The organism is Kribbella sp. VKM Ac-2566, assembly GCF_004366005.1.
GTDB classification, from domain to species: domain Bacteria; phylum Actinomycetota; class Actinomycetes; order Propionibacteriales; family Kribbellaceae; genus Kribbella; species Kribbella pratensis.
This window is the reverse complement of sequence record NZ_SODT01000009.1, coordinates 1,217,035-1,237,481: the sequence shown is the minus strand read 5'-3', so window position 1 is coordinate 1,237,481 and position 20,447 is coordinate 1,217,035. Positions and strand designations below refer to the sequence as shown.

The 20,447-nt window shown below is 68.5% G+C and carries 21 protein-coding genes; 9 read left to right on the top strand and 12 right to left on the bottom strand.

The genetic code is table 11. From position 1 onward, the window contains the following. Positions 1–2: 2 nt before the first annotated feature. The 8 genes from trpS to EV647_RS17385 all read right to left on the bottom strand — a co-directional run bounded on the left by trpS (position 3) and on the right by EV647_RS17385 (position 8,200). A complete protein-coding gene (gene trpS, locus EV647_RS17420; protein WP_134003932.1) occupies positions 3–1,058 on the bottom strand; it encodes a tryptophan--tRNA ligase in 1,056 nt (351 codons plus the stop codon). 156 nt (positions 1,059–1,214) lie between these two features. Next, positions 1,215–1,628, bottom strand: a complete 414-nt coding sequence (locus EV647_RS17415; RefSeq protein WP_202876192.1) for a hypothetical protein — start codon at positions 1,626–1,628, stop codon at positions 1,215–1,217. A 46-nt stretch (positions 1,629–1,674) separates the two neighbouring features. Beyond that, on the bottom strand, positions 1,675–2,682 hold the full coding sequence (locus EV647_RS17410) for an iron-siderophore ABC transporter substrate-binding protein (RefSeq protein ID WP_134003930.1): 1,008 nt from the start codon (positions 2,680–2,682) through the stop codon (positions 1,675–1,677). A gap of 48 nt (positions 2,683–2,730) precedes the next feature. After that, a complete protein-coding gene (gene ngcE / locus EV647_RS17405; RefSeq protein WP_134003928.1) occupies positions 2,731–4,074 on the bottom strand; it encodes an N-acetylglucosamine/diacetylchitobiose ABC transporter substrate-binding protein in 1,344 nt (447 codons plus the stop codon). A 12-nt stretch (positions 4,075–4,086) separates the two neighbouring features. Further along, positions 4,087–4,980: a carbohydrate ABC transporter permease gene (locus EV647_RS17400; RefSeq protein ID WP_134003926.1), complete on the bottom strand. Its 894-nt coding sequence runs from the start codon at positions 4,978–4,980 to the stop codon at positions 4,087–4,089. Continuing rightward, positions 4,977–5,978 (bottom strand): carbohydrate ABC transporter permease, encoded by a 1,002-nt coding sequence (locus EV647_RS17395; protein WP_238177252.1) that lies wholly within the window; start codon positions 5,976–5,978, stop codon positions 4,977–4,979. Before EV647_RS17395 ends, EV647_RS17400 begins: the two co-directional genes overlap by 4 nt. Continuing rightward, positions 5,975–7,393, bottom strand: a complete 1,419-nt coding sequence (ngcE, locus tag EV647_RS17390; protein ID WP_134003924.1) for an N-acetylglucosamine/diacetylchitobiose ABC transporter substrate-binding protein — start codon at positions 7,391–7,393, stop codon at positions 5,975–5,977. Before ngcE (EV647_RS17390) ends, EV647_RS17395 begins: the two co-directional genes overlap by 4 nt. A gap of 24 nt (positions 7,394–7,417) precedes the next feature. Further along, positions 7,418–8,200 carry a sugar isomerase domain-containing protein gene (locus EV647_RS17385; RefSeq protein ID WP_134003922.1) on the bottom strand — a complete coding sequence of 261 codons (783 nt, stop codon included), beginning with the start codon at positions 8,198–8,200 and terminating at the stop codon, positions 7,418–7,420. Positions 8,201–8,409: 209 nt separating this feature from the next. On the opposite strand from EV647_RS17385, the gene EV647_RS17380 reads away from it, so the two are divergent. Continuing rightward, positions 8,410–9,450: an N-acetylglucosamine kinase gene (locus EV647_RS17380; RefSeq protein ID WP_134003920.1), complete on the top strand. Its 1,041-nt coding sequence runs from the start codon at positions 8,410–8,412 to the stop codon at positions 9,448–9,450. On the opposite strand, the gene EV647_RS17375 is transcribed toward EV647_RS17380, so the two are convergent. Next, positions 9,436–9,819: a YciI family protein gene (locus tag EV647_RS17375; protein WP_131344491.1), complete on the bottom strand. Its 384-nt coding sequence runs from the start codon at positions 9,817–9,819 to the stop codon at positions 9,436–9,438. The genes EV647_RS17380 and EV647_RS17375 overlap by 15 nt on opposite strands. 158 nt (positions 9,820–9,977) lie before the next feature. On the opposite strand from EV647_RS17375, the gene EV647_RS17370 reads away from it, so the two are divergent. Together EV647_RS17370 and EV647_RS17365 are read left to right on the top strand one after the other, a co-directional pair. Beyond that, positions 9,978–10,568 (top strand): helix-turn-helix transcriptional regulator, encoded by a 591-nt coding sequence (locus EV647_RS17370; protein WP_134003918.1) that lies wholly within the window; start codon positions 9,978–9,980, stop codon positions 10,566–10,568. A gap of 3 nt (positions 10,569–10,571) precedes the next feature. Then, a complete protein-coding gene (locus EV647_RS17365) occupies positions 10,572–11,828 on the top strand; it encodes an MFS transporter (RefSeq protein WP_134003916.1) in 1,257 nt (418 codons plus the stop codon). Here the strand turns inward: EV647_RS17365 and EV647_RS17360 are convergent. Beyond that, positions 11,776–13,098, bottom strand: a complete 1,323-nt coding sequence (locus EV647_RS17360) for a hemolysin family protein (protein WP_134003914.1) — start codon at positions 13,096–13,098, stop codon at positions 11,776–11,778. The genes EV647_RS17365 and EV647_RS17360 overlap by 53 nt on opposite strands. A 168-nt stretch (positions 13,099–13,266) precedes the next feature. Here EV647_RS17360 and galT point away from each other — a divergent pair, with 168 nt between their 5' ends. Beyond that, a complete protein-coding gene (gene galT, locus EV647_RS17355) occupies positions 13,267–14,313 on the top strand; it encodes a galactose-1-phosphate uridylyltransferase (protein ID WP_134003912.1) in 1,047 nt (348 codons plus the stop codon). Beyond that, positions 14,310–15,437 carry a galactokinase gene (galK, locus tag EV647_RS17350; protein ID WP_134003910.1) on the top strand — a complete coding sequence of 376 codons (1,128 nt, stop codon included), beginning with the start codon at positions 14,310–14,312 and terminating at the stop codon, positions 15,435–15,437. Before galT ends, galK begins: the two co-directional genes overlap by 4 nt. Here the strand turns inward: galK and EV647_RS17345 are convergent. Beyond that, entirely contained in the window at positions 15,430–16,245 is an 816-nt protein-coding gene (locus EV647_RS17345) for a DeoR/GlpR family DNA-binding transcription regulator (protein WP_134003909.1), read from the bottom strand. The genes galK and EV647_RS17345 overlap by 8 nt on opposite strands. A 68-nt stretch (positions 16,246–16,313) precedes the next feature. Here EV647_RS17345 and EV647_RS17340 point away from each other — a divergent pair, with 68 nt between their 5' ends. Next, a complete protein-coding gene (locus tag EV647_RS17340) occupies positions 16,314–17,444 on the top strand; it encodes a GNAT family N-acetyltransferase (protein ID WP_134003907.1) in 1,131 nt (376 codons plus the stop codon). Between the two features lie 108 nt (positions 17,445–17,552). Then, a complete protein-coding gene (locus tag EV647_RS17335) occupies positions 17,553–18,215 on the top strand; it encodes a GNAT family N-acetyltransferase (RefSeq protein ID WP_133785044.1) in 663 nt (220 codons plus the stop codon). 191 nt (positions 18,216–18,406) lie between these two features. Here EV647_RS17335 and EV647_RS43045 read toward each other — a convergent pair whose 3' ends face one another. Then, entirely contained in the window at positions 18,407–18,748 is a 342-nt protein-coding gene (locus tag EV647_RS43045) for a hypothetical protein (protein ID WP_238175875.1), read from the bottom strand. Here EV647_RS43045 and EV647_RS43040 point away from each other — a divergent pair. Both EV647_RS43040 and EV647_RS17325 read left to right on the top strand, forming a co-directional pair. Then, complete coding sequence (locus tag EV647_RS43040) at positions 18,732–19,106, top strand: CAP domain-containing protein (protein ID WP_238177251.1); 375 nt, start codon at positions 18,732–18,734, stop codon at positions 19,104–19,106. The genes EV647_RS43045 and EV647_RS43040 overlap by 17 nt on opposite strands. A gap of 194 nt (positions 19,107–19,300) precedes the next feature. Next, entirely contained in the window at positions 19,301–20,284 is a 984-nt protein-coding gene (locus EV647_RS17325; protein ID WP_134003903.1) for a CAP domain-containing protein, read from the top strand. The last annotated feature ends 163 nt before the right edge of the window (positions 20,285–20,447 follow it).

Sequence of the window (20,447 nt, the reverse complement as noted above, 5' to 3'; positions counted from 1 at the left end):
GGCTACCGGCCCTGCGCAGGGCCGGTGACGAAGCCGAGGCGGTCGTAGACCCGGGCCAGTGTCGGCTCGGTGACCGCGCGGGCTCGCTCGGCGCCTCGGGCGAGGATCGCGTCCAGTTGGGCCTTGTCGTCGAGGTAGGTCAGCGTCTTCTCGCGGAACGGGGTGACGAATTCGACCACCACGTCGGCGAGGTCCTTCTTGAAGTCGCCGTACCCGCGGCCGGCGTACTCGTCCTCGAGCTCGCTGATCTTGCGGCCGGTGAGCGCCGAGTAGATGGTCAGCAGGTTGGCGACGCCGGGCTTGTTCTCCTGGTCGAAGATCACGTCGCGGCCGGAGTCGGTGACCGCGGACCGGATCTTCTTCGCGCTCGCCTTCGGGTCGTCCAGCAGGTCGATGATCCCGGCCGGCGAGGAGCCGGACTTGCTCATCTTCGAGCTCGGGTCCTGCAGGTCGAAGATCTTCGCGGTCTCCTTGACGATGTACGGCTCGGGCAGCCGGAACGTCTTGCCGAACCGGTGGTTGAAGCGCTGCGCCAGGTCGCGGGTCAGCTCGACGTGCTGGCGCTGGTCCTCGCCGACCGGGACGCGGTCGGCCTGGTAGACGAGGATGTCGGCGGCCTGCAGGATCGGGTACGTGAACAGGCCGACGGTGGCGCGGTCGGCGCCGCCCTTCGCGGTCTTGTCCTTGAACTGCGTCATCCGGCCGGCCTCGCCCATCCCGGTGATGCAGGACATCACCCAGGCGAGCTGCGCGTGCTCGGGCACGTGCGACTGGACGAACAGGGTGGACCGCTCCGGGTCGATCCCGGCCGCGAGCAACTGCGCCGCGGACCGGCGGGTGCGCTCGCGGAGGGCCTTCGGGTCGTACTCCACGGTGATCGCGTGCAGGTCGACGACGCAGTAGAACGCGTCGTGGTCGTCCTGCAGGGCCACCCACTGCCGCAACGCGCCGAGGTAGTTGCCGAAGTGGAAGGAGTCCGCCGTCGGCTGGATCCCGGAAAGCACCCGAGGGCGCCGCTGGGAACCGGCTGCGGAGGGGTCAGACGCAGCTTGGGACATGGACCCGATTCTGCCAGCGTGCGAAGTTCAACTCACACCCGGGCGGGTCCGTCCAGTCATAAGCCCACCACTATGAGTACGCCTCGCTTCGCTCGGCGGAGGTTGGAAGGGCGGCGTCATCTCCGGGGGCGGCGGCGGTCGGGCATAGGCGCTCAGTCACCAGGACCAGCCGCGGGCGGCCAGTTCCTGCTCTTCCTGCCAGCGTTTCTCTTCGGAGCGTTTCTGCTCGGCCTCCCCCGGGCAGCCGGCCAGCCGGCAGGCCTCGTCGAGAAGGTCGTCGTACGCCGCCTCGAGGGCCATCAGGCGATGCGCGCGGGCGTAGACCTGGGGCGCGGACTCGATCCGCCGGATCTTGCCCGCCAGGTACCCCAGGCGGGTCTGCAGCCAGAGAGTGTCGAACGGGTCCGGGTCCGGGACCGGATGCCGGTGCAGCCGGGCCGCCAACCGCGCCGTACGCCGCTGGAGGCTGCGCCGCAACCCTGACGGCGGCGGATCCGGCAGCAGGAGGTTCAGGAGGACGCACAGCAGCAAGAACAGGACCGCCGCTGCCAGCCATACCATCGCTCTCACCCTCTTAGAGCGTACGGCGAACCAGCCGCCTCAGGCGACGGCGTTTTTACGCGTTCGTCGCCGGATTCCCGTCCACCGCGGCAGCCAGCTTCGGCACCAGTTGGTCGAGCACGATCGGCAGGCTGAGAACCGACACGAAGCTGGTCGCGCCGTACAACTGGTCGTCGTAGTCCTCCTCGATGAACACCTCCCGCCCCTCGCTCCGAACCTTCAAGTTCCTGTAGAGCGGGTCCGCCTTCAGCTTCGCCGTACCGCCCTTGCTCGGGAACCAGACCACCGTCTGCTGGTCGAGCAGCGAGATCCGCTCCGCGCTGAGGTTCCCGCCGAACTTGTCGCCTATCACCTTGTCCAGCCCGGTCGGCAGCACGAACCCGAAGTCGGTCAGCATCCGCGACCGCGGATCCTGCGTGCCGTAGATGAAGTAGCCCTCGTACGGCGAGGCCATCAACGCCGTCTTGCCCTTGAACTCGGGATGCTGCGCGCGCACCTCGGAGAACCGCGCCTCGATCCCCTTCACGAGCTCGTCGGCCTGCGCCGCCTTCCCGACCGCCTGCCCGACCGTCCGCGCGACGACCTGCCAGGACACGCCCCAGTCCGGTACTCCGCGCGGCTGCGCGACCGTCGGCGCGATCGCGGTCAGCTTCTTGTAGTCGTCCGCCGTGATGCCCGCATACAGCCCGATGATCAGGTCCGGCTGCAACGCCGCGATCTTCTCGAACTGCAGGCCGTCCTTGTCGCTCAGCACCTGCGGTACGGCGCCCTCGCCGAGTTTCGCCTTCGCCCACGGGAACAACGCGCCCGGCTTCTCCCCGAACCACTCGGTCGTCGCCACCGGTACGACGCCGAGCGCGAGCAGCGCGTCCTGCTCGACGAGGCCGACCGTCACGACCCGCTGCGGGGCCTGCTTGACGACGGTGTCGCCGTACTTGTTCTTGATCGTCACCGGGAAGGCGCCGCCCTGTTCATTCGCTCCCTGCGGCGCTTCGTCGTTCCCGCTTCCGCACCCGGTCAGGGCGAGCAGGAGTACGGCCAGGAACACCAGCTGGCGGCGCATGGAGACCTCACAGGGACTAGGTTAGGTTGCCCTAACCTAACCTAAATCTCAATCCCGGTGGTACTTCGTGACCGCGTTGTCCTGTTTGAGCTTGTCGGCCGCGGCCTGGATCCGCGCGGTCCACTCGGACTGCGCCAGACCGCCGGCCATGAACTGCCCGGTGGCCGCCGCGGCCGCGTTCGCGAACTCCGGGTACCAGTCGTCGAAGTACCACGTGATGAGCTGATCCCCCGCCGACGCCAGCAGGTCGCGGGCCGAGCTGAGCGCCGTACTCATCTCCAGCCCGTCGGCCGCCCCGCGGACGATGGTGAGCTGACTGGACTCCGAGGTGACCTGCGCCGCGACGTCCGCCGACAGCAACGCCCGCAGGTACTCGAGCCCGCCGGCCTTGTTCTTCGCCTTCTCCGGCACCAGGAACGGCGCGGTCGCCGCGACGTGCAGCCCACTGGCGAGCGCGGGCGACGTGTCCAGCGCCGGTACGGCGAACATCGTCAGCGCGAAGTCCTGCGGGACCAGGCCCTTCATCTCGTTCTCGAGCCAGTTGCCGCACGGCAGCATCCCGACCTTGGAGGCGAGAAGGCGTTTCTGCGACCCGATGTGGTCGTAGTCCGCGGTCCCCGGGGCGAGCAGCCCGCGCTTGCTCAGCTCACCGACCGCCTTGATCGCCTTGGTGACGCTCTCGTCCGTCCAGGCGCCGTCGTCGAGGTTGTCGATCCGCTTCACCACGTCCGGGCCACCGGTCTTTGCGGCCAGCGTGAGCACCAGTTCCAGCAGGTAGTACGGGTGCGTGCCGGCGTACATGAACGGGCCGAGCCCGGCCGCCTTCATATCGGTGCCGAGGGCAAGCAGATCGGACCAGGTACGCGGCACTTCCCAGCCGTTGCGCTGGAAGAGGCTGGCCGAGTACCAGATCCCGTAGACGCTCGCGATGTAGTTGACGGTGCGCTGCGCCCCGTCGTACCGGCCGAAGTTCAGCATGTCCGGCAGCAGTTGGTCCTTGACCGCCGCGGACTGGTTGTCCCAGGACGGTGCGTCGAGCAACTGCTGCAGGTCGGTCAGCTGACCTTCCTTGACCAAGCGGCCGAGCTTCAGCGCGTCGTCCCCGGTGCTGAGCACCACGTCGGGCGGGTTGCCCGCGGCGAACCGGGGCAGCAACTGGGCGGACAGTTGCGTGGTCACCTTCGGCGTGACGGCGGCGGCCGCATACTTCTTGCGGTACGCCGCCGCCGCGAATCCGCCGTACTCCTCACCGATGACCAGGGCGACCGGAGCGCTCCCGTCCACGGTGAACGGGTTGTCCTTCGACACAGGCGGCGCGACCGGCTCGCTGGTGCAGCCGCTCAGGACCGCACCGGCCAACGCGCCCTGCAACAAAGTCCGCCGTCTCAGCATCACCGCAGGCTATTACTTCACGCCTCCGGCGGTCACGGAGACCTGCAGCTGACGCTGGAAGATGATGTAGACCACCAGAACCGGCGCCACCGTGATCACCACGGCCGCGAACAGAGCACCGAAGTCCACCGCATAGCCGGCTTGCGATGCGAACGAGGCCATGCCCTGCGAGAGCACGTAGTTCTTCGAGTCGGTGTTCAGGGCGACGGGGAGCAGGAACTGGTTCCACAACCCCAGGAAGTTGAAGATGGCGACCGACGCCATCCCCGGCCGCGCCATCGGCAGCATCACCGAGAAGAACGTGCGCCACTCACCGGCGCCGTCGATCTGCGCCGCCTCGTAGATCTCACCCGGCAGCGCCTTGAAGAAGCTGTGCAGGAAGAACACGGTGAACGGCAGCGCGAACGCGACATAGGTGACGATCAACCCGGGCAAGGTGTTGAGCAACGAGAGGTTCTTCAGCACGAAGAACAGCGGCACGATCGCCAGGAAGACCGGGAACGTCAGCCCGGCCAGCATGGAGTAGTAGATCAGCCGGTTCCCGGGGAACGTGAACCTGGCCAGCACGTACGCGCACATCGCGCCCAGGATCATCACCAGCACCAGCGCGACGCCGACGACGATCACCGTGTTCGCGAAGTAGCGACCGATGCCGGCCGTCGTCCAGGCGTTGGCGTAGTTCTCGAATCGCAGCTTGCCCGGCAGCGACAGCGGGTTGCCCAGGACCTCCTGCGTCGACTTGAACGAGGACAGCAGCGTCCACACCAGCGGCAGGATCACCAGCAGCGACCACAGGATCAGCGCGAGGTGGGCGGTCGTGGCCACACCCCTGCCCTCCGGGGCCCGCTGGCGAGGCGCGCGGGACGCGGCCACGGGCTCGGCCCGGTCGGCGGTGGTTGTCGTCATCGGCGTTCCTTCACTTTCCGCTCCCGGCCGCCGGTCAAGGCGTTCACGGTGAAGACCACGAGCGCGAACAGCATCGTCACCGCGGCCAGGATCACGCCCATCGCCGTCGAGTAGCCGAACTGCCCCTTGGTGAAGGCCGTGGTGAACAGTTGCTGGGGCATGACCAGGGTCGAGTTCTGCGGCCCGCCACCGGGGTTCAGCGCCTGCATGTAGACGAAGGCGTCGAGGGCGGCGATGCCGAGATAGATGTACGCCGTCTGCACGTTGTCCCGGATCAGCGGCACGGTCAGCGACACCGCCGTACGGAACCGGCCGGCGCCGTCGATCCGGGCGGCCTCGAACACCTCGGGGTCGATGCCCCGGATGGCGGCGATGAACAGCACCATGTAGAAGCCGACAAAACCCCAGATCATCACGAACATCGAGGCCGGCATGGCGGTCCGCGCATCACCGAGCCACGCGTAGTTCTCGAACTGGTGCAGCCCGATCTTCGACAGCACCGCGTCCAGCACGCCCGAGCCCGGTGTGAACACCTGGGCCCAGATCAGGCCGATCACGATCGCGGGGATCACGTACGGGAAGAACGAGACGATCCGGTAGAAGCCGGAGTTGCGCAGTCCGCGGACGGTCCCGGTGCCCGAGCCGCCGATCGTCACCAGCGTGGCGAGGGCCAGCGCCAGCAAGATCGTCACGATCGGCACGACGATCGCGAGCAGGATGTTGTTGCGCACGGCCTTCAGGAAGATGTCGTCGTGGAACAGCTTGACGTAGTTGTCGAAGCCGACGAAGTTCTGCCCCGAACTGAACCCGGACCAGTCGGTCAGCGAGTAGTACAGCGCCTGCACGAACGGCGAGACCACGAAGATCACGAAGACCGCCAGCGGCAGGCCGAGGAACACGACCATGAAGCTGGCCCGGTCGAAGGTCAGTGGCCGGCGGCGCCGGGTGACGGACCGCTTCGGTCCGCCTCCCGGCACAGCCTCTGGTGTCACGGTCACTTCGTGACCGGGATCTTCTTGACGGAGCTGTCGTTGCGCACCTTGTCCATGATCTGCTGCAGGCCCTTGGTCAGGCCCGCCGCGTCCAGCTGTCCGGACAGGAACGAGTTCCAGACCACCAACTGGTCGGTGTTCATGCCGTACAGGCCGAAGACCTGGTAGTCGAAGACGTTGGTACCGGCGGCGTCCAGCATCGCGGTCTGCGACTGCAGCGCGGTCGAACCGAAGCCGTCGGCTGGCACGAGGCCCTTGACGATCGTCGGCGCCAGCCGGGTCTTGGCGAAGTTGGTCGCCGCCTCCTTGGACAGCATGGCCCGCAGCAGCTCCTTGCCGCCAGCAACGTTCTTCCCCTTCGACGGGACGATGAACGGCTCGCCGGCCGCGCTCCGCAGGGCCTCGTACGGCAGCTTCGGCTTGTCGGTGAGCGTGGGCTCCGGGACGCCCTTCATCTGGAACCCGCTCTTGGTGGCCTTCTTCATCTCGTTCTCGATCCACGAGCCCGAGGGGTAGAGGATGGCCTGCTGGTCGTTGCTCCACTTCGCCTGCGCGGCGGTGAACTGGGTACCGGCGCCGCCGGGGACGAAGTAGCCGTTCTTGACCATGGTCTCCAGGGCCTTGAAGATGCCCTGGAACTGCGGCATCGACCAGGTGTTCTCCTTGAGGTTCTCCAGCGCCAGCCGGACCTCGTCGCCACCCTCCTTGATCGCGCCGTCGACGGCCATCGTGTGGTAGTAAGTGGCCGCTTCCTTGCCCCAGACGAACAGGTACTTGCCCTTGGCCTTGGCCTTGGCGCCGAGGTCGAGCAGCGCGTCGTAGGTCTTCGGCGGCTCCCAGCCGTTCTCCTTGAACAGGCTGTCGGAGTACCACAGGCCGTAGATGGTGAGGACGTAGTTCATCGCGACGAACTTGCCGTCGAAGGTCCCCGGGTTCTTGGCGCCCGGGTACAGGGTGTCGGCGATCTTCGTGCCCTCGTAGTTGTTGGCCTCGAAGACGTCGTCCAGCGTCTCGAGCTGGTCCAGGATCGTGCCGAAGCCGATCTGGGCCTTGCCGGAGTTGTCGATCAGGTCCGGCGGGTTGCCGCCGACGAAGCGCGGCTGCAACTGCTGGGCGATCTCGGTGGACGGGGCGACCTTGACCGTCGAGCCCGCGAACTTCTTCTGCACGAGGTTGGCCGCGAACGTCACGTAGTCGTAGCCGTACCCGCCGTTGAAGATCACGGCGTCAATGGTTGCCTTGTCCGCCATGCCGAACGGGTTGTCCGCGGTTTTGTCGGCGCCGCCACCGGTGGAACCCTTGTCATCGCTGCCGCTGCCGGCGCACGCAGCCAGCAGCGTGCTGCCGCCGGTCGCCATCAAGGTGCCGACCGCTGCGCGCTGCAGGAACAGGCGCCGCGACAGGTTGTTGGGAGTGGTCATTGGTCCCGCCTTCCAAGGAGTGTTTCACGCAGTACGCCGGATGCGACCGGCGTACCTTGCTTCAAGGGCATGGTTGTGTTCGTCGCCGCCCGGGATGTTCGCGGACAGGTACACCGGCGGCGTCTCGCCGGCTTCGGTCATCCGGCGCAGTACCTCGGCAACGAGCAGCTGCGCGATCAGCGCAGCCGTGATGGACGACACCGCGCAGACCTTGCCCGCACCGTCGGGCAGGTCCAGAACCGAGTCGCCGTACGGCGCCTGGTTGTCGAGGACCACGTCCGCGAAGTCGATCAGCTTCTTGCCGGACGGGTGCCGCGAGTCCATACCGCCGGTGTGCTGCAGCGAGGTGATCGCGATCAGCGGGTGACCGTGCTCCTTGACCACACTCGCGAGCTCGACGATCGAGCCGTTCACACCTGAGTTGGAGGCGATGACGAAGAGGTCGCCCTCGCGGGCCGCGGACAGCTCGTAGAGCTTCCGGGAGTACGCCGGGTCGCGCTCGAGCTCCGCGCTGCGCAGCAGCTCCTTCGGCTCGCCGCCGAGCAGCACCAGGTCGCGCAGGGCGATCCGGTTGGAGGCGATCAGTCCGCCGGCCCGGCCCGCGATCTCCATCGCGAGGGCCTCGGAGTGGCCGGAGCCGAAGGCCTGGATGACGCCGTTCGCGCGCAGCGACGTGACCATCAGGTCGGCGGCCTGCTGGATCGGGCCGTCGATCTGGGTGGTGACCGCGGCCAGGATGGGCATCAGCGTTTGAACATACGCCTGTGCGCTCACGCCAGTGGATTCCCCCGTGTTACTGCTGGCCATCAACGGCCCACCCCTCGACTGATCTGCTCGCCGGCGACACTCCAAGTGCCGACAAATGCGCAAGTTTGCTGTTTGCTGGACAGAACTTTTCTCAACTCGTAGCTAAAGTCAAGGCTCATTCGTGTGATCTCCCCAGATCGGGACCGTTGCGTAACCTTGTTTGCTTGTGCTTACTTATAGGCTCTTTCGAGCAGTTTGGAGCATCGCGTATGTCGGTCGAAGGCCCGCTTCCGGACGCTGACGCCGCACCTGTCGACCAGGTGGTCCCGATACCTGCCGGACCACTGGTCCTCGGCGGCGACCTCGGCGGCACTTCCACCCGGATCGTGATCGCGGACTCTGAGGGCAACGTAATCGGTCGCGGCGCCGCAGCAGGAGGGAATCCGACCAGTCATCCGGTGAGTGCGGCGGCCAACTTCGGGCAGGCCCTTCACGCCGCACTGTCCGGGCTGGACCCGACCGCCGTCAAGGCCGGGGTGGTCGGCATGGCCGGCGGGGTGGCGCTCGCGCGCCCGGACGTGGCGGCCCAGTTCGAGGCGGCGTGGACCGGCGCCGGCCTCACCGTTGCGCCCGACTACATCGGCGATCTCGAGGTCGCTTTCGCCTCAGGTACGCCGGAACCCGACGGGACCGTGCTGATCGCCGGCACCGGCAGCAACGCCGGCCTGGTGCGCAATCATCAACTGCTGCGCACCGCCGGCGGACACGGCTGGCTGCTGGGCGACGACGGCTCCGGGTTCTGGCTCGGCCGGGAGGCCGTGCGCAGCGTGCTGCAGGCTCTGGATCTCCGCGAGCCGCTCGGGCTGCTCGGGCAGGCCGTCGTACAAGCGATCCTGCCCGATCGGGACGAGCATGCTGCTGCACAACGTGAAGGATACGACGCACTGCGTGACGACCTGGTGCGAACGGTGAACAGCCGGCCACCCGTTCTGCTCGCGGAACTCGCGCCGACGGTGATGGCGGCGTACGCGCAGGACGACGAGACCGCGCGGTCCCTGGTGAAACGCGCAGCCGAGTTGCTCACAGAAACCGCCGCACGACTGAAGACAACGTCGGACAAGGGCCCGATGGTGCTCGCGGGCAGTGTCGCCGGTGAATCTTCTCCTGTGGGACATCTCATCCGGCAGCACTTCGCGGGCGACGTACTGACCGCCCGGGACGGGGTCGGAGGCGCCACCTGGCTGGCCCTGGGCGCCCTCGACCCCGCCCTCGCAACAATCGAGAACCACCAACGCCTAGTCGAACACTGAGACCGGGCGGACTTCGACGGCGTAGAAGCCCGCCTCCGGGATGGTGGCGGCGACCTCTTCGGCGCGTTCCTGGCTGGCGACGTCGATGAGGAAGACGCCGGCGAGCTGCTCCTTCGCCTCGGAGTACGGGCCGTCGGTGGTCGCGCGGACGCCCTCGCGGACCCGGACCACCCGGGTCTTCGACGGCGGGTCGAGCGGGACGGCGTTGATCAGCTCGCCGCTGGCGTCGAGTTCGTTCAGCAGGTTGTCGAGCTGCGCGGCGAGCGCCTCCCGGGCCTTCTTCGGCAGGGCCTTGCCCTCCTCGGTGTGCAGGAACGACGGGTGACCCCAGGTGATCGGGTTGCTGTGGATCATCAGCAGGTACTTCATGTCGGTGTCCTTTCGGGCAGTCACTGGATCTTCGCAGCAGAGGTCGGACACAACCGGCAACACTCGACATTTCGCCGTTTTCCGGCGTTCGCCGGTACGGCGCCGCTTATTCCAAGCAACGGCTTGACATTGGATTCGGGCTGCCGCATATTCCAAGCATGTCTTTGGAGAAGGATCCGCGGCGGGCGCGGTTGCTCGACGATCCGCTGGCCATTCGGGCGATGGCGCACCCGGTGCGGTTGGACCTGCAGTCGCTGCTGGGCAGGGAAGGGCCGCTGACCGCGGCCGATGCGGCGCGGCGGCTGGGGATCAGCCAGGCGCTGGCGTCGCACCACCTGCGGCAGTTGGCGAAGTACGACTTCGTCGAGCCCGCACCGGGCAAGGACAACCGGGAGCGGCCGTGGCGCCTGGTGTCCACGTCGCAGTCGTGGCGGGACGCGATCAAGACGTCCGAAGGCGCGGCCGCTGCCGACGTACTCGAGCAGCTGATGGCCGAGCGGGCGCTGGACGCGCTGGCGAAGTGGCAGGAGCAGCGCCCGCAGGCGGACCCGGCCTGGCGGGACAACTCCGGCATCGGACAGACCGGCCTCTACCTGACCGGCGAGGAGCTGGCGGAGATCGTTGGCCAGATCAACGAGATCCTGCAGCGCTGGGTCGACGAGCGGCCCATCGACGACAAGTCCACCCGGCCGGCGGGGAGCCGGCATGTCTCGTTCACCCAGATCGTCACGATCTCGCCGGAGGAGTAGCAGATGAAGGACTTGTGGGGCGTCCTCGCGCGGCAGCGTGACTATCGGCTGATGCTCAGCGCCGGTCTGATCTCGCTCACCGGCGACTGGCTGCTGCGCACCGGGCTCGCGTTCCAGGTGTACGTACTGACCGGCTCGACCCTCGCGTCCGGTGGACTGCTCCTCGCGTCGTTCCTCCCCGCCGTACTGCTCGGCTCGCTGGCCGGCGTCTTCGTCGACCGGTGGAACCAACGCACCACGATGATCGTGACGAACGTGCTGAACGCCGTCGTACTGCTCCCGCTGATCGCCGTCCACGACGCGAGCACGATCTGGATCGTGTACGGCGTCGTACTGGCGCAGAGCTGTCTACAGCAGTTCTTCACGCCCGCCGAGCAATCACTGGTCCCGCTCCTCGTGAACTCCGAGCAACTGGTGACCGCGAATGCCCTGAACAGCCAGATCCGCGACCTCGCAAGGCTGGTCGGCGCCGCGCTCGGCGGTGTGCTCGCGGCCGCCGGCGGACTCACGCTGCTCGCCGTCGGCGATGCCGTGACGTTCCTGGCCGCGGTGGTGCTGGTCGCCGCGATGCGACACCGTCAGGAACGCCCCGAACCCAAGGAAGAAACGGCCGGCGGCGCGATCAAGCGGCTGAAGGAGGAGTGGACCGAGGGACTGCGGCTGTGCGTCGCGGGTCCGGCGATGCGGCTGTTCTTCGTGTTCTGCCTGGTCACCGGCGTCGGCGAAGGGATCATGAGCACGCTGTTCGCGCCGTTCGTCAGCGCCGAGGTCGGCGGCGACGGGAAGGTGTACGGCCTGATCGTGTCGTCGCAGGCGATCGGCGGAATCGTCGGCGGCCTGATCGCGGCCGCGATCGGCTCCCGCTGGCCGGCCGCGACCCTGTGGGGAGTCGGCGCCTTCGCCTTCGGTCTGATCGACATCGCCTTGTTCCTCTACCCGTTGGCGTCGGACAGCGTGATCCCGGCGTTCGTCTGCATGATCGTCGTCGGCCTGCCCGGCGCGCTCACCGTCGCGGGGATGATGACGGTGTTCCAGAACCTCACCGTCGACGGCACCCGCGGCCGCATCTACGGCGCGGTCGGCGCCGCCGAAAGCGTCGCGGTCCTGCTCGGCATCGCCGCGGGCGGCCTGCTCGGCGACGCCGTCGGCATCATCCCGATCCTGGTCTTCCAGGGCCTCGGGTACGTCGTGGGCGGGCTGGTTGTGCTCAGTCGGCGGCGGGTTCTGGTTGCTCGGCCGGAGCCTCTTCTGACGGTTTGACCAGGTGGAGACGGACCCGGGCGACCCGGCGGCCGTCCATCTCGGTCACGGTCAGGGTGTGGGCGTCGATCGGAACCTCGTCACCGGTCGACGGGACCTTCCCGAGGCGGGCGGCGAGGAACCCGCCGACGGTCTCGTAGGGCCCGTCGGGAAGCTCGATCGTGGTCGCGTCGGCGAAGTCGTCCAGGTTCAGCAGGCCGTCGACCTCGATGTCGCCGCTGCGGAGCCGGGTCGTCTCGGCCGGCTCCTCGTCGTACTCGTCCTTGATGTCGCCGATCAGCTCCTCGACCAGGTCCTCGAGCGTGACGATGCCGGCGGTGCCGCCGTACTCGTCGAGGACGATCGCGAGGTGCGTGCTGCGGCGGCGCATCTCGGTCAGCGTCGGCAGCAGCTTCGCGGTGTCCGGCAGCATCAGGACCTCGCGCGCCAGGTCGCCCACCCGCACCGAGCGGGTCGCGACCGCCGGGTCGAACAGGTCCCGGACGTGCACGAAGCCGACGATGTCGTCGGCCGAGCCGTTCATCACCGGGTACCGCGAGTGCGGCCGCTCGGCGGCGAACTTGACCGCCTTGTACGCCGGCATCTCGGCGTCGACGAAATCCACCTCGGTGCGCGGCAGCATCAGCTCGCGCAACTGCCGGCTACCGGCCTCGAAGACGTCGTCGACGATCTTGCGCTCTTCCACACCGAGCGACTCGTGCGCGGAGATGACGTCGCGCAGCTCCTCGTCGGTCATCACCTCGCGGTTCGCGTTCGGGTCGCCGCCGAGCGCGCGCACCACCAGGTCGGTGGACCTCGACAGCAGCCAGATCACCGGCCGCGCGCCGGACGCGATCCGGTCCACGAACGGCCCGAGAGCGAGCGCGAAACCCTCGGCCCGCTGCAGGGCCAGGCGCTTCGCGGCCAGCTCACCGAGCACGATCGAGACGTACGAGATCAGGATCGTGATCAGCACCAGCGCGACCGTGCCGGCCACCGACTCGGGCAGCCCGAGCTTCTCCAGCTGCGGCGCAAGGCCGTCGGCGAGCGTCGCGCCACCGAAGGCGGCGGACAGGAAGCCCATCAGGGTCACGCCGATCTGCACGGCGGACAGGAACCGGTTCGGGTTGGCGGCCACCTTGGCGACGATCTCGCCGCGCCGGCCGCGGTGCGAGAGCGCCTTGAGCTGACTCTCCCGGAGCGAGACGAGGGCCATCTCGGCCGCGGCGAAGACCCCGCCGATCAGCACGAAGACCAGAATCAGGACGATGTTGAGCAGGGTTTCGTTCATGGGTCGGAGTTCCTAGCGCCCTCTCGTCAGCTGTCGAGAGGGCGTGCGTTGGGCGTAGTCGTCCATCTACCAAGCCTACCGGTCACGCGGTCCCTCGTGCGTGTTCGAGTTTGTCGGTTTATGATGATTCCTGGCCGGACGCGTCGTACGGCCGGGAGGGGTCACACCATGAACACACCGCGCGGTGTACGCCGGACCGACACCAGACTGTCGGACGGCCGCGAGCTGATCTACTACGACCCGTCCGACGCGCCGGCCCGGGTGCCGCTCGAGGACACCCGCGGCCTGCCCGCCCCGCAGCCGCAGGTCGAGCTGCGCACGGACCCGCTGACCGGCGACGTGATCACCTACGCCACCCACCGCAACACCCGGACGTACCTGCCGCCGGCCGACCAGTGCCCGCTGTGCGCGAGCAAGCCCGGCAACCCGACCGAGATCCCGGACCACGACTACAACGTCGCCGTCTTCGAGAACCGGTTCCCGTCCTTCGCCGGCCCGGGGCGGACCGAGGTGGTGTGCTTCACCAGCGACCACAACCGCTCGTTCACCGATCTGTCCCAGGGCCAGGCCCGGCTGGTCGTCGACACCTGGGCCGACCGGACCGCCGAGCTCGGCGCCCGCGACGACGTCGAGCTGGTGTTCCCGTTCGAGAACCGCGGGCGCGAGATCGGCGTCACCCTCAGCCACCCGCACGGCCAGATCTACGCCTACCCGTTCCTCCCGCCGCGGATGCAGAACCTGCTGCGGCAGGCCCGCAAGCACCAGGAAGTTGCCGGCAGCAATCTGTTCGCCGACGTCCTGGCCGCGGAGCGCAAGGAGGGCACGCGGGTCGTAGCGGAGAACGGCAACTGGACCGCGTTCGTCCCGGAGGCCGCCCGCTGGCCGGTCGAGGTGCACCTGTACCCGCACCGCCAGGTCGGCGGCATCGACGAGCTGTCGGTCGGCGAGCGCGACGACTTCGCCGAGCTGTACCTCGACGTCCTCGGCCGCCTCGACGGCCTGTACGGCGAACCGCTGCCGTACATCGCCGCCTGGCACCAGGCCCCGGTCCGGATCGATCGCGAGCTCGGCTACCTGCACCTGGAGCTGTTGTCGATCCGGCGGGCCAAGGACAAGATCAAGTACCTGGCCGGCTCCGAGTCCGGCATGGGCGCGTTCATCAGCGACACCCGGCCCGAGGATGTGGCCGAGACTCTGCGAAAGGCCGGCCAGTGAGCTTCCAGAAGGTTTTCGGTACGTCGCCCGACGGCAGCTGGCGTGCCCCGGGACGGGTCAACCTGATCGGCGAGCACACCGACTACAACGACGGCCTGGTGCTCCCGATCGCGCTGCCGAACCGCATCCTGGTCACCGCCTCGAAGCGGGACGACGGCCGGATCGCGGTCGCGTCGAGCGGGCAGCGGGGCGTGATCGAGTTCGCGATCGACGACCTGGCCCCGGGCTCGGTCGGCGACTGGGCGGCGTACCCGGCCGGTGCGGCCTGGATCCTGCGCGAGTCCGGCTACCCGATCGGCGGCGCGAACCTGCTGGTCGAGTCCGACCTCCCGTCCGGCGCCGGCCTGTCGTCGTCGGCCGCCCTGCTCTGCGCGACGTTCGTGGCGCTGCTGGGCCTGCGCGACCTCGAGGTCGACCCGGCCGAGATCGCGCGGCTGGCGCAGAAGGCCGAGAACCAGTACGTCGGCGCGCCGGTCGGACTCATGGACCAGATGGCCTCGATGTGCTGCACCGAGGGCCATGCGCTGTTCTTCGACATCCGCGCGATGTCCACAGACCAGATCCCGTTCGACCCGCCGGCCGACGATCTCGCGCTGTTGGTCGTCGACGTGAAGGCACCGCACCGGCACGTCGACGGCGAGTACGCCGCGCGCCGGAAGAGCTGCGAGCAGGCGGCGGCCGAGCTCGGCGTACCGGCTCTGCGGTCGATCGCGTTCGAGGACCTCGACGAGGCGCTCGCGCGGCTGTCGGACGACGTCGTACGGCGGCGTGTGCGGCATGTGGTGACCGAGATCCGCCGGGTCGAGGACGCGGTCGCGTTGATGCGGGCCGGCAAGCTACGCGAGGTGGGTCCGCTGTTCACCGCGTCGCACGCCTCGTTGCGCGACGACTTCGAGATCACCGTGCCGGAACTCGATGTTGCGGTCGACACCGCGCTGGAGGCGGGGGCCCTCGGTGCAAGGATGACCGGTGGCGGTTTCGGCGGTTGCATCATCGCGTTGGTCGAGGCCTCGGCTGCCGACGCCGTACTGTCCGCGATCGAGAAAGCCTTTGCGGAACACGGTTTCTCGGCCCCGAGCTCGCTGGCCGCGACCCCGTCAGCAGGTGCTTCCAGGGTCAGCTAGAGGCAATGACGAGGTCGCATCCTGTATCGCGCATGGCCTTACGGGCAGGGGGCGTGAGGCCGTTGTCGGTGACGATCACGTCCAGGTCGGACCAGGTCGCGAACGTACTGAGCCCGACGGTGCCCCACTTGGTGTGGTCCGCAACCACGACCACCTCACGGCTGGCGGCGATGAACGACCGGTTGGTCTCGGCCTCCATCAGGTTCGGCGTGCTCAACCCGTGCTCGGCGTCGACACCGTGCGCGCCGAGGAACAACAGGTCCAGGTGCAGTGACGCCAGCGCCGCGGTCGCGATCGGGCCGACCAGCGCGTCCGACGGCGTGCGGATACCGCCGATGAGTACGACGGTGCGGTCCGAGCGCCCGTTGCCGTGGAACACATCGGCGATCCGCGCCGAGTTCGTGACAACCGTCAAGTTTTCCACCCGCAACAGCTGACGAGCCAGCGCGTACGTCGTCGTACCGGCGCCGATGCCGATCGCGCTGTCCGGCTGCACCCGGGTGGCGGCCTCGGCCGCGATTGCCTGCTTGGCCGCGGACTCCTGGGTCAGCTTGGCGTCGAAGCCCGGCTCGTGCGCGCTGCGCAGGCCGACGGACGTCGCGCCGCCGTGCACCTTGTGCAGCAGGCCGCTGGAGTCCAAGGCGTCCAGATCGCGCCGGATCGTCATGTCCGAGACCCCGAACCGGTCGACCAGTTCGGCGACCGTGATCGCGCCCCGGCTGTTGACCTCGGCAACGATCGTGGCCTGCCGCTGGGCGGCGAGCTGGCCGCCGCGGCCGCGTGGCGGTTCTGCTCCGGCTGCGTTCACGTCCACAGAATAGTCCCGCCGGCAGGGAAATGTGTTGCCCGGCCAGTGGCAGCGCGTCACCCTGAAGCATGCGATTTCCCGACGACGTCCCGGTGCTGACCGACGGTGTGGTGACCCTGCGTGCGCACACGGCCGCCGACGTAGAGCCGGCGTACCGGATGTGCCAGGACCCGGTGATGCAGGAATGGACCACGATCCCGGTCCCGTACCTGCACGAGCACGCGGTGAACTTCCTCACCGAGGTGGTCCCGGCCGGCTGGCGCGACAACACCGCCTGGGCCTGGGCGATCGAGTACGACGGGAACTACGTCGGCACCATCGACCTGCGCGACGGCGAGGGCGGTGTCGGCGAGGTCGGGTTCGCGGTGTCGGCCGAGGTCCGCGGCAACGGGGTGATGACCCGCGCGCTGAAGCTGGTGGTGCGGTACGCGTTCGACGGCCTCGACTGGAAGCGCGTCATCTGGCGCGCGTACGTCGGCAACTACGCCAGCCGCCGGGTCGCGTGGAAGACCGGATTCCGTGGGCTGGTGACGATTCCGGGCGGCGGCCGCTCGCGCGGCGTACGGAAGGACGAGTGGGTCGCGACGATCGGGTGCGACGACGAGCTCGAGCCGAAGGGCAACTGGTGGGCGGTGCCGGTGCTCGAGGGGGGTGCGATCCGGCTGCGGGAGCTGCGCGAATCGGACGCGCAACGGGTGATGGAGGCCTGCGCCGACGAGCGGACGCAGCAGTGGCTGACGGGCATGCCGTCGCCGTACGGACTCGAGGACGCCAAGGGATTCATCGCGAGCCGGCCGGATGCGGCGGCCAGTGGTGAGGCGGTCGCGTGGGCGGTCGCCGACGCGGTCACCGACGAGTTGCTCGGCAACGTCAGCGTCTTCGGTCTGAACCACCGGATGGACAAGACGGTCGGCGAGATCGGGTACTGGATGCACCCGGACGCCCGCGGCCGCAAGGTGATGTCGACGGCCGTCGAGCTGGTGATCGCACACGCTTTCCGGCCGATCGAGGAAGGCGGTCTGGGCCGTCGCCGGCTGGTGCTGAGGTGCGCCGACGGGAACACCGCGTCCGCGCACGTTGCCGAGGCCAACGGCTTCACCCAGGTCGCCAACGAGCGCCTCGCCGACCCCCGCCGCGACGGCACCTACAACAACCTCCTCACCTACGACCTGCTCGCCGCCGAACACCCCGGCGGCTGACATCTCGGGCACGCGGTAACGGGCTGAAGGCAGTGGTTTACGGCGAGTTGGTGACAAACGACACCGGTTCCCCTCGCCGTCGCGCTGCCGGGCTGCTTGAATCGACGGGTGAGAGATCGTGAGGAACTCGTCCGCCGTTGGCAGGCCGGGTGGTCCGTCTCGCGGGGCTGGACCACGGTTGAGGAGGACAACGACGGCATCCTGATCGTCCGGGCAGGTGAGGAGAGCCGGCCGACGGAGTACGTCGTACTGGATGCCGACGACAAACCGGAACGGGTGGACCGCGCCGCCCAGCTGGCCCTCGCCGACGGCGGCGGGCGCGGCTCGGGCTGGATCACGCTGGCCACCGATGACAAGGAAGCCAGGATCGAGCAACTTGAGGAGCTCGGCCTCGAGGTCCAGCAGGACCAGGACTGGCTGATGACGATCCAGCTCTCGGAGCAGCCGGCGCTGAAGCTGCACGAGCGATATTCGTTGCACACCGAGCTCGAGGACGACCTGATCATCACCCGCGCCACGATGCACGGCGGAGTGGTGTCGAGCGGCCGGATGGCGGTCGTCGGCGAGGACGCGGTCGCGGACCGGATCGAGACCGACCCGGCGCACCGCCGGCGCGGACTCGGCAGCGCGGTGATGGCCTCGCTGGTCGAAGCGGCCGCCGCGAAGGGTGCGAAACGCGGCATCCTGATCGCGTCGATCGACGGCCTGCGGCTGTACCGGAGCCTGGGCTGGAAGGTGATCGCCGACATCGTCATCGCCCGTTGCCGCTGAGATTCAAACGATTGCCATAGTCAAAGCGTTGTTAAGCGCGGGCCGTTCAGGAGTTGGCGGGCGTCGGCCTGGGCAAGGCTGCACACCATGACGAACCACCGACGGCCATCGCGACACAACGTGGCCGGTCCGCTCCTCGCGTCCTTGTCGGCTTTGGTGCTGGTGGCCGGTGCCGGGTGGTTCGTACTGCGTCAGTCGGACAGCAGCACGGTGACGAGCCAGGACACTCCGGTCACGATGGCGACCGCGAGCGACGACGCCTCGTCGGCCACGCCGGTCCGTCCGACGAGCCCGTCGTACACACCTCGCCGTACTCCGTCCATGACTCCGTCCACTCCGTCTGCGACGAAGAAGGTGACGCCGCGGCCGAGCCGGACGACATCGGCGCCCAGCCGGAGCAGCTCGCGAACGCCGCAGCCCACCACGTCGACGCCGACTCGTTCGGCGACGCCGACGCCGGCCAGGAAGACCAAGACCTCGGAGCCGGTCGGCGGATCGGGCCCGGCCGAGGCGCAGGTGCTGGATCTGACCAACCAGGAGCGGGCGAAGGCCGGCTGCGGACCGTTGCGGACCAACAAGTCGCTGACCCAGGCCGCCGAGGCGCATGCCGCCGACATGGTTGCCGAGCACTACTTCGCGCACGACAGCCTGGACGGCCGCAGCCCGTTCGACCGGATGAAGGCGGCCGGGTTCCGGGGCGGCGCGATGGCTGAGAACATTGCCGTCGGCTACACGAGCGCGGCCGCGGTCGTGAAGGGCTGGATGAACAGCGAAGGGCATCGCGCGAACATCCTCAACTGCACCTACACGATGATCGGGATCGGCTACGACAGCGGCCAGGTGAAGCCGGAGTGGGGCAACGGCAGCTGGGTGCAGGACTTCGGCGGCTGACCGCCCTCGGGGCGAGGTTCGCGGCGGTCAGTCAATCGTTTTCTTCAGGATTCGTTAAGAGGGCACTCGGCTCCGTAACGATGACCTTGCGCGTCGGTTAAGGTCGCTGTTCGGTGAGACCAGGGGGGACCTGGCTGGACCACGGGGAACGACGCGCAACTCGGTACGAAAAACGAAGAGGATTCGCCCATCCCATGACGGATTCGCCTACCCCCCGGCGGCACCGCGGCAGTAGACGAGCTCCCCGGCGGAGCCGTGGCCTGGTCGGCCCTGTCGTCAGCGCGCTCTCGGTCCTGGTCGCGATCGGACCGGTGGTCTGGCTGATGTCTCGCGACACCAACCGGGTCGACGACGCCGCCAGGGTCCAGTACGTCTCCGACGGCACCCGCGTCGACGGCCGATCGGCGGTCGAGGGTACGACGGCCGGCACGCCGCTGATGACCATCACGAAGACCTTGCCGGACGGCCGAACGACGACAGCAGTCCTCGGTACGCCGGCTTTCGGCGCGGCCGCGTCCTCCTCCGCGACCCCGACGAGCCCAGGTACGTCGAGCGACACCCCCAGCAACGTGCTCACCACGCCGACGGCGCCGACCGTCGGCGTGACCACCGTGACGGTGCCGCCGACGACGCCACGCACCACCCGGCCCCAGACCGGCAAGCCGACGAAGACCGCGAGTACGACACCGACCCGTACACCGACTCGGACGCCGACCAAGACGCGGTCCACCGACCCGACGCCGAGCGACACCCCGGAGCCGCCGGCCGGTGGCGGCGGGACGAACACGCAGGAGCGGCAGGTCCTCGAGTACACCAACCAGATCCGTGAACAGCAGGGCTGCGGCCCGCTCCGGCTGGACAGCGCACTCGTCGAAGCCGCCGGCAAGCACGCGTCGGACATGGTCCGCAGGCACTACCTGGACCACACGAATCCCGACGGACAGGACCCGGGCGATCGGATGGCGGCCGCCGGGTACCGCGGGTCGAGCTGGGGCGAAAACATCGCGGCCGGCTACGACAGCGCACAGAAGGTGGTGGCCGCGTGGATGCAGAGCGACGGGCACCGCAAGAACATCCTGAACTGCCGGTTCACCACGATCGGCGTCGGATACGACCCGGGCCAGGTGCGGTCGGACTGGGGACCGGGCAGCTGGGTCCAGGACTTCGGCAGAAGCTGAGACCGGGGAGCCATCGTGGTTGTCATCGTGTCCAGAACACCGAGAGTGGCCAGAACGTTGTTCCAGGGCCACAATGTCCGGCCGGTTCACCGCCGGTCCCGGCGGGTAGGTCCTGTCTGGCGATTCCGCGCCGTCGCGAGCAGGTGCTCGGTGCGGTGCAGTA

What these genes read in the sequence shown, in the direction of transcription:
- EV647_RS17400 (WP_134003926.1), bottom strand. Translation starts at nt 4,980, where the DNA reads ATGACGACAACCACCGCCGACCGGGCCGAGCCCGTGGCCGCGTCCCGC.
- EV647_RS17370 (WP_134003918.1), top strand. Translation starts at nt 9,978, where the DNA reads ATGTCTTTGGAGAAGGATCCGCGGCGGGCGCGGTTGCTCGACGATCCG.
- ngcE (WP_134003928.1), bottom strand. Translation starts at nt 4,074, where the DNA reads ATGCTGAGACGGCGGACTTTGTTGCAGGGCGCGTTGGCCGGTGCGGTC.
- ngcE (WP_134003924.1), bottom strand. Translation starts at nt 7,393, where the DNA reads ATGACCACTCCCAACAACCTGTCGCGGCGCCTGTTCCTGCAGCGCGCA.
- EV647_RS17360 (WP_134003914.1), bottom strand. Translation starts at nt 13,098, where the DNA reads ATGAACGAAACCCTGCTCAACATCGTCCTGATTCTGGTCTTCGTGCTG.
- EV647_RS17375 (WP_131344491.1), bottom strand. Translation starts at nt 9,819, where the DNA reads ATGAAGTACCTGCTGATGATCCACAGCAACCCGATCACCTGGGGTCAC.
- EV647_RS17380 (WP_134003920.1), top strand. Translation starts at nt 8,410, where the DNA reads ATGTCGGTCGAAGGCCCGCTTCCGGACGCTGACGCCGCACCTGTCGAC.
- EV647_RS17340 (WP_134003907.1), top strand. Translation starts at nt 16,314, where the DNA reads ATGCGATTTCCCGACGACGTCCCGGTGCTGACCGACGGTGTGGTGACC.
- trpS (WP_134003932.1), bottom strand. Translation starts at nt 1,058, where the DNA reads ATGTCCCAAGCTGCGTCTGACCCCTCCGCAGCCGGTTCCCAGCGGCGC.
- EV647_RS17410 (WP_134003930.1), bottom strand. Translation starts at nt 2,682, where the DNA reads ATGCGCCGCCAGCTGGTGTTCCTGGCCGTACTCCTGCTCGCCCTGACC.
- EV647_RS17385 (WP_134003922.1), bottom strand. Translation starts at nt 8,200, where the DNA reads ATGGCCAGCAGTAACACGGGGGAATCCACTGGCGTGAGCGCACAGGCG.
- EV647_RS17365 (WP_134003916.1), top strand. Translation starts at nt 10,572, where the DNA reads ATGAAGGACTTGTGGGGCGTCCTCGCGCGGCAGCGTGACTATCGGCTG.
- galT (WP_134003912.1), top strand. Translation starts at nt 13,267, where the DNA reads ATGAACACACCGCGCGGTGTACGCCGGACCGACACCAGACTGTCGGAC.
- EV647_RS17325 (WP_134003903.1), top strand. Translation starts at nt 19,301, where the DNA reads ATGACGGATTCGCCTACCCCCCGGCGGCACCGCGGCAGTAGACGAGCT.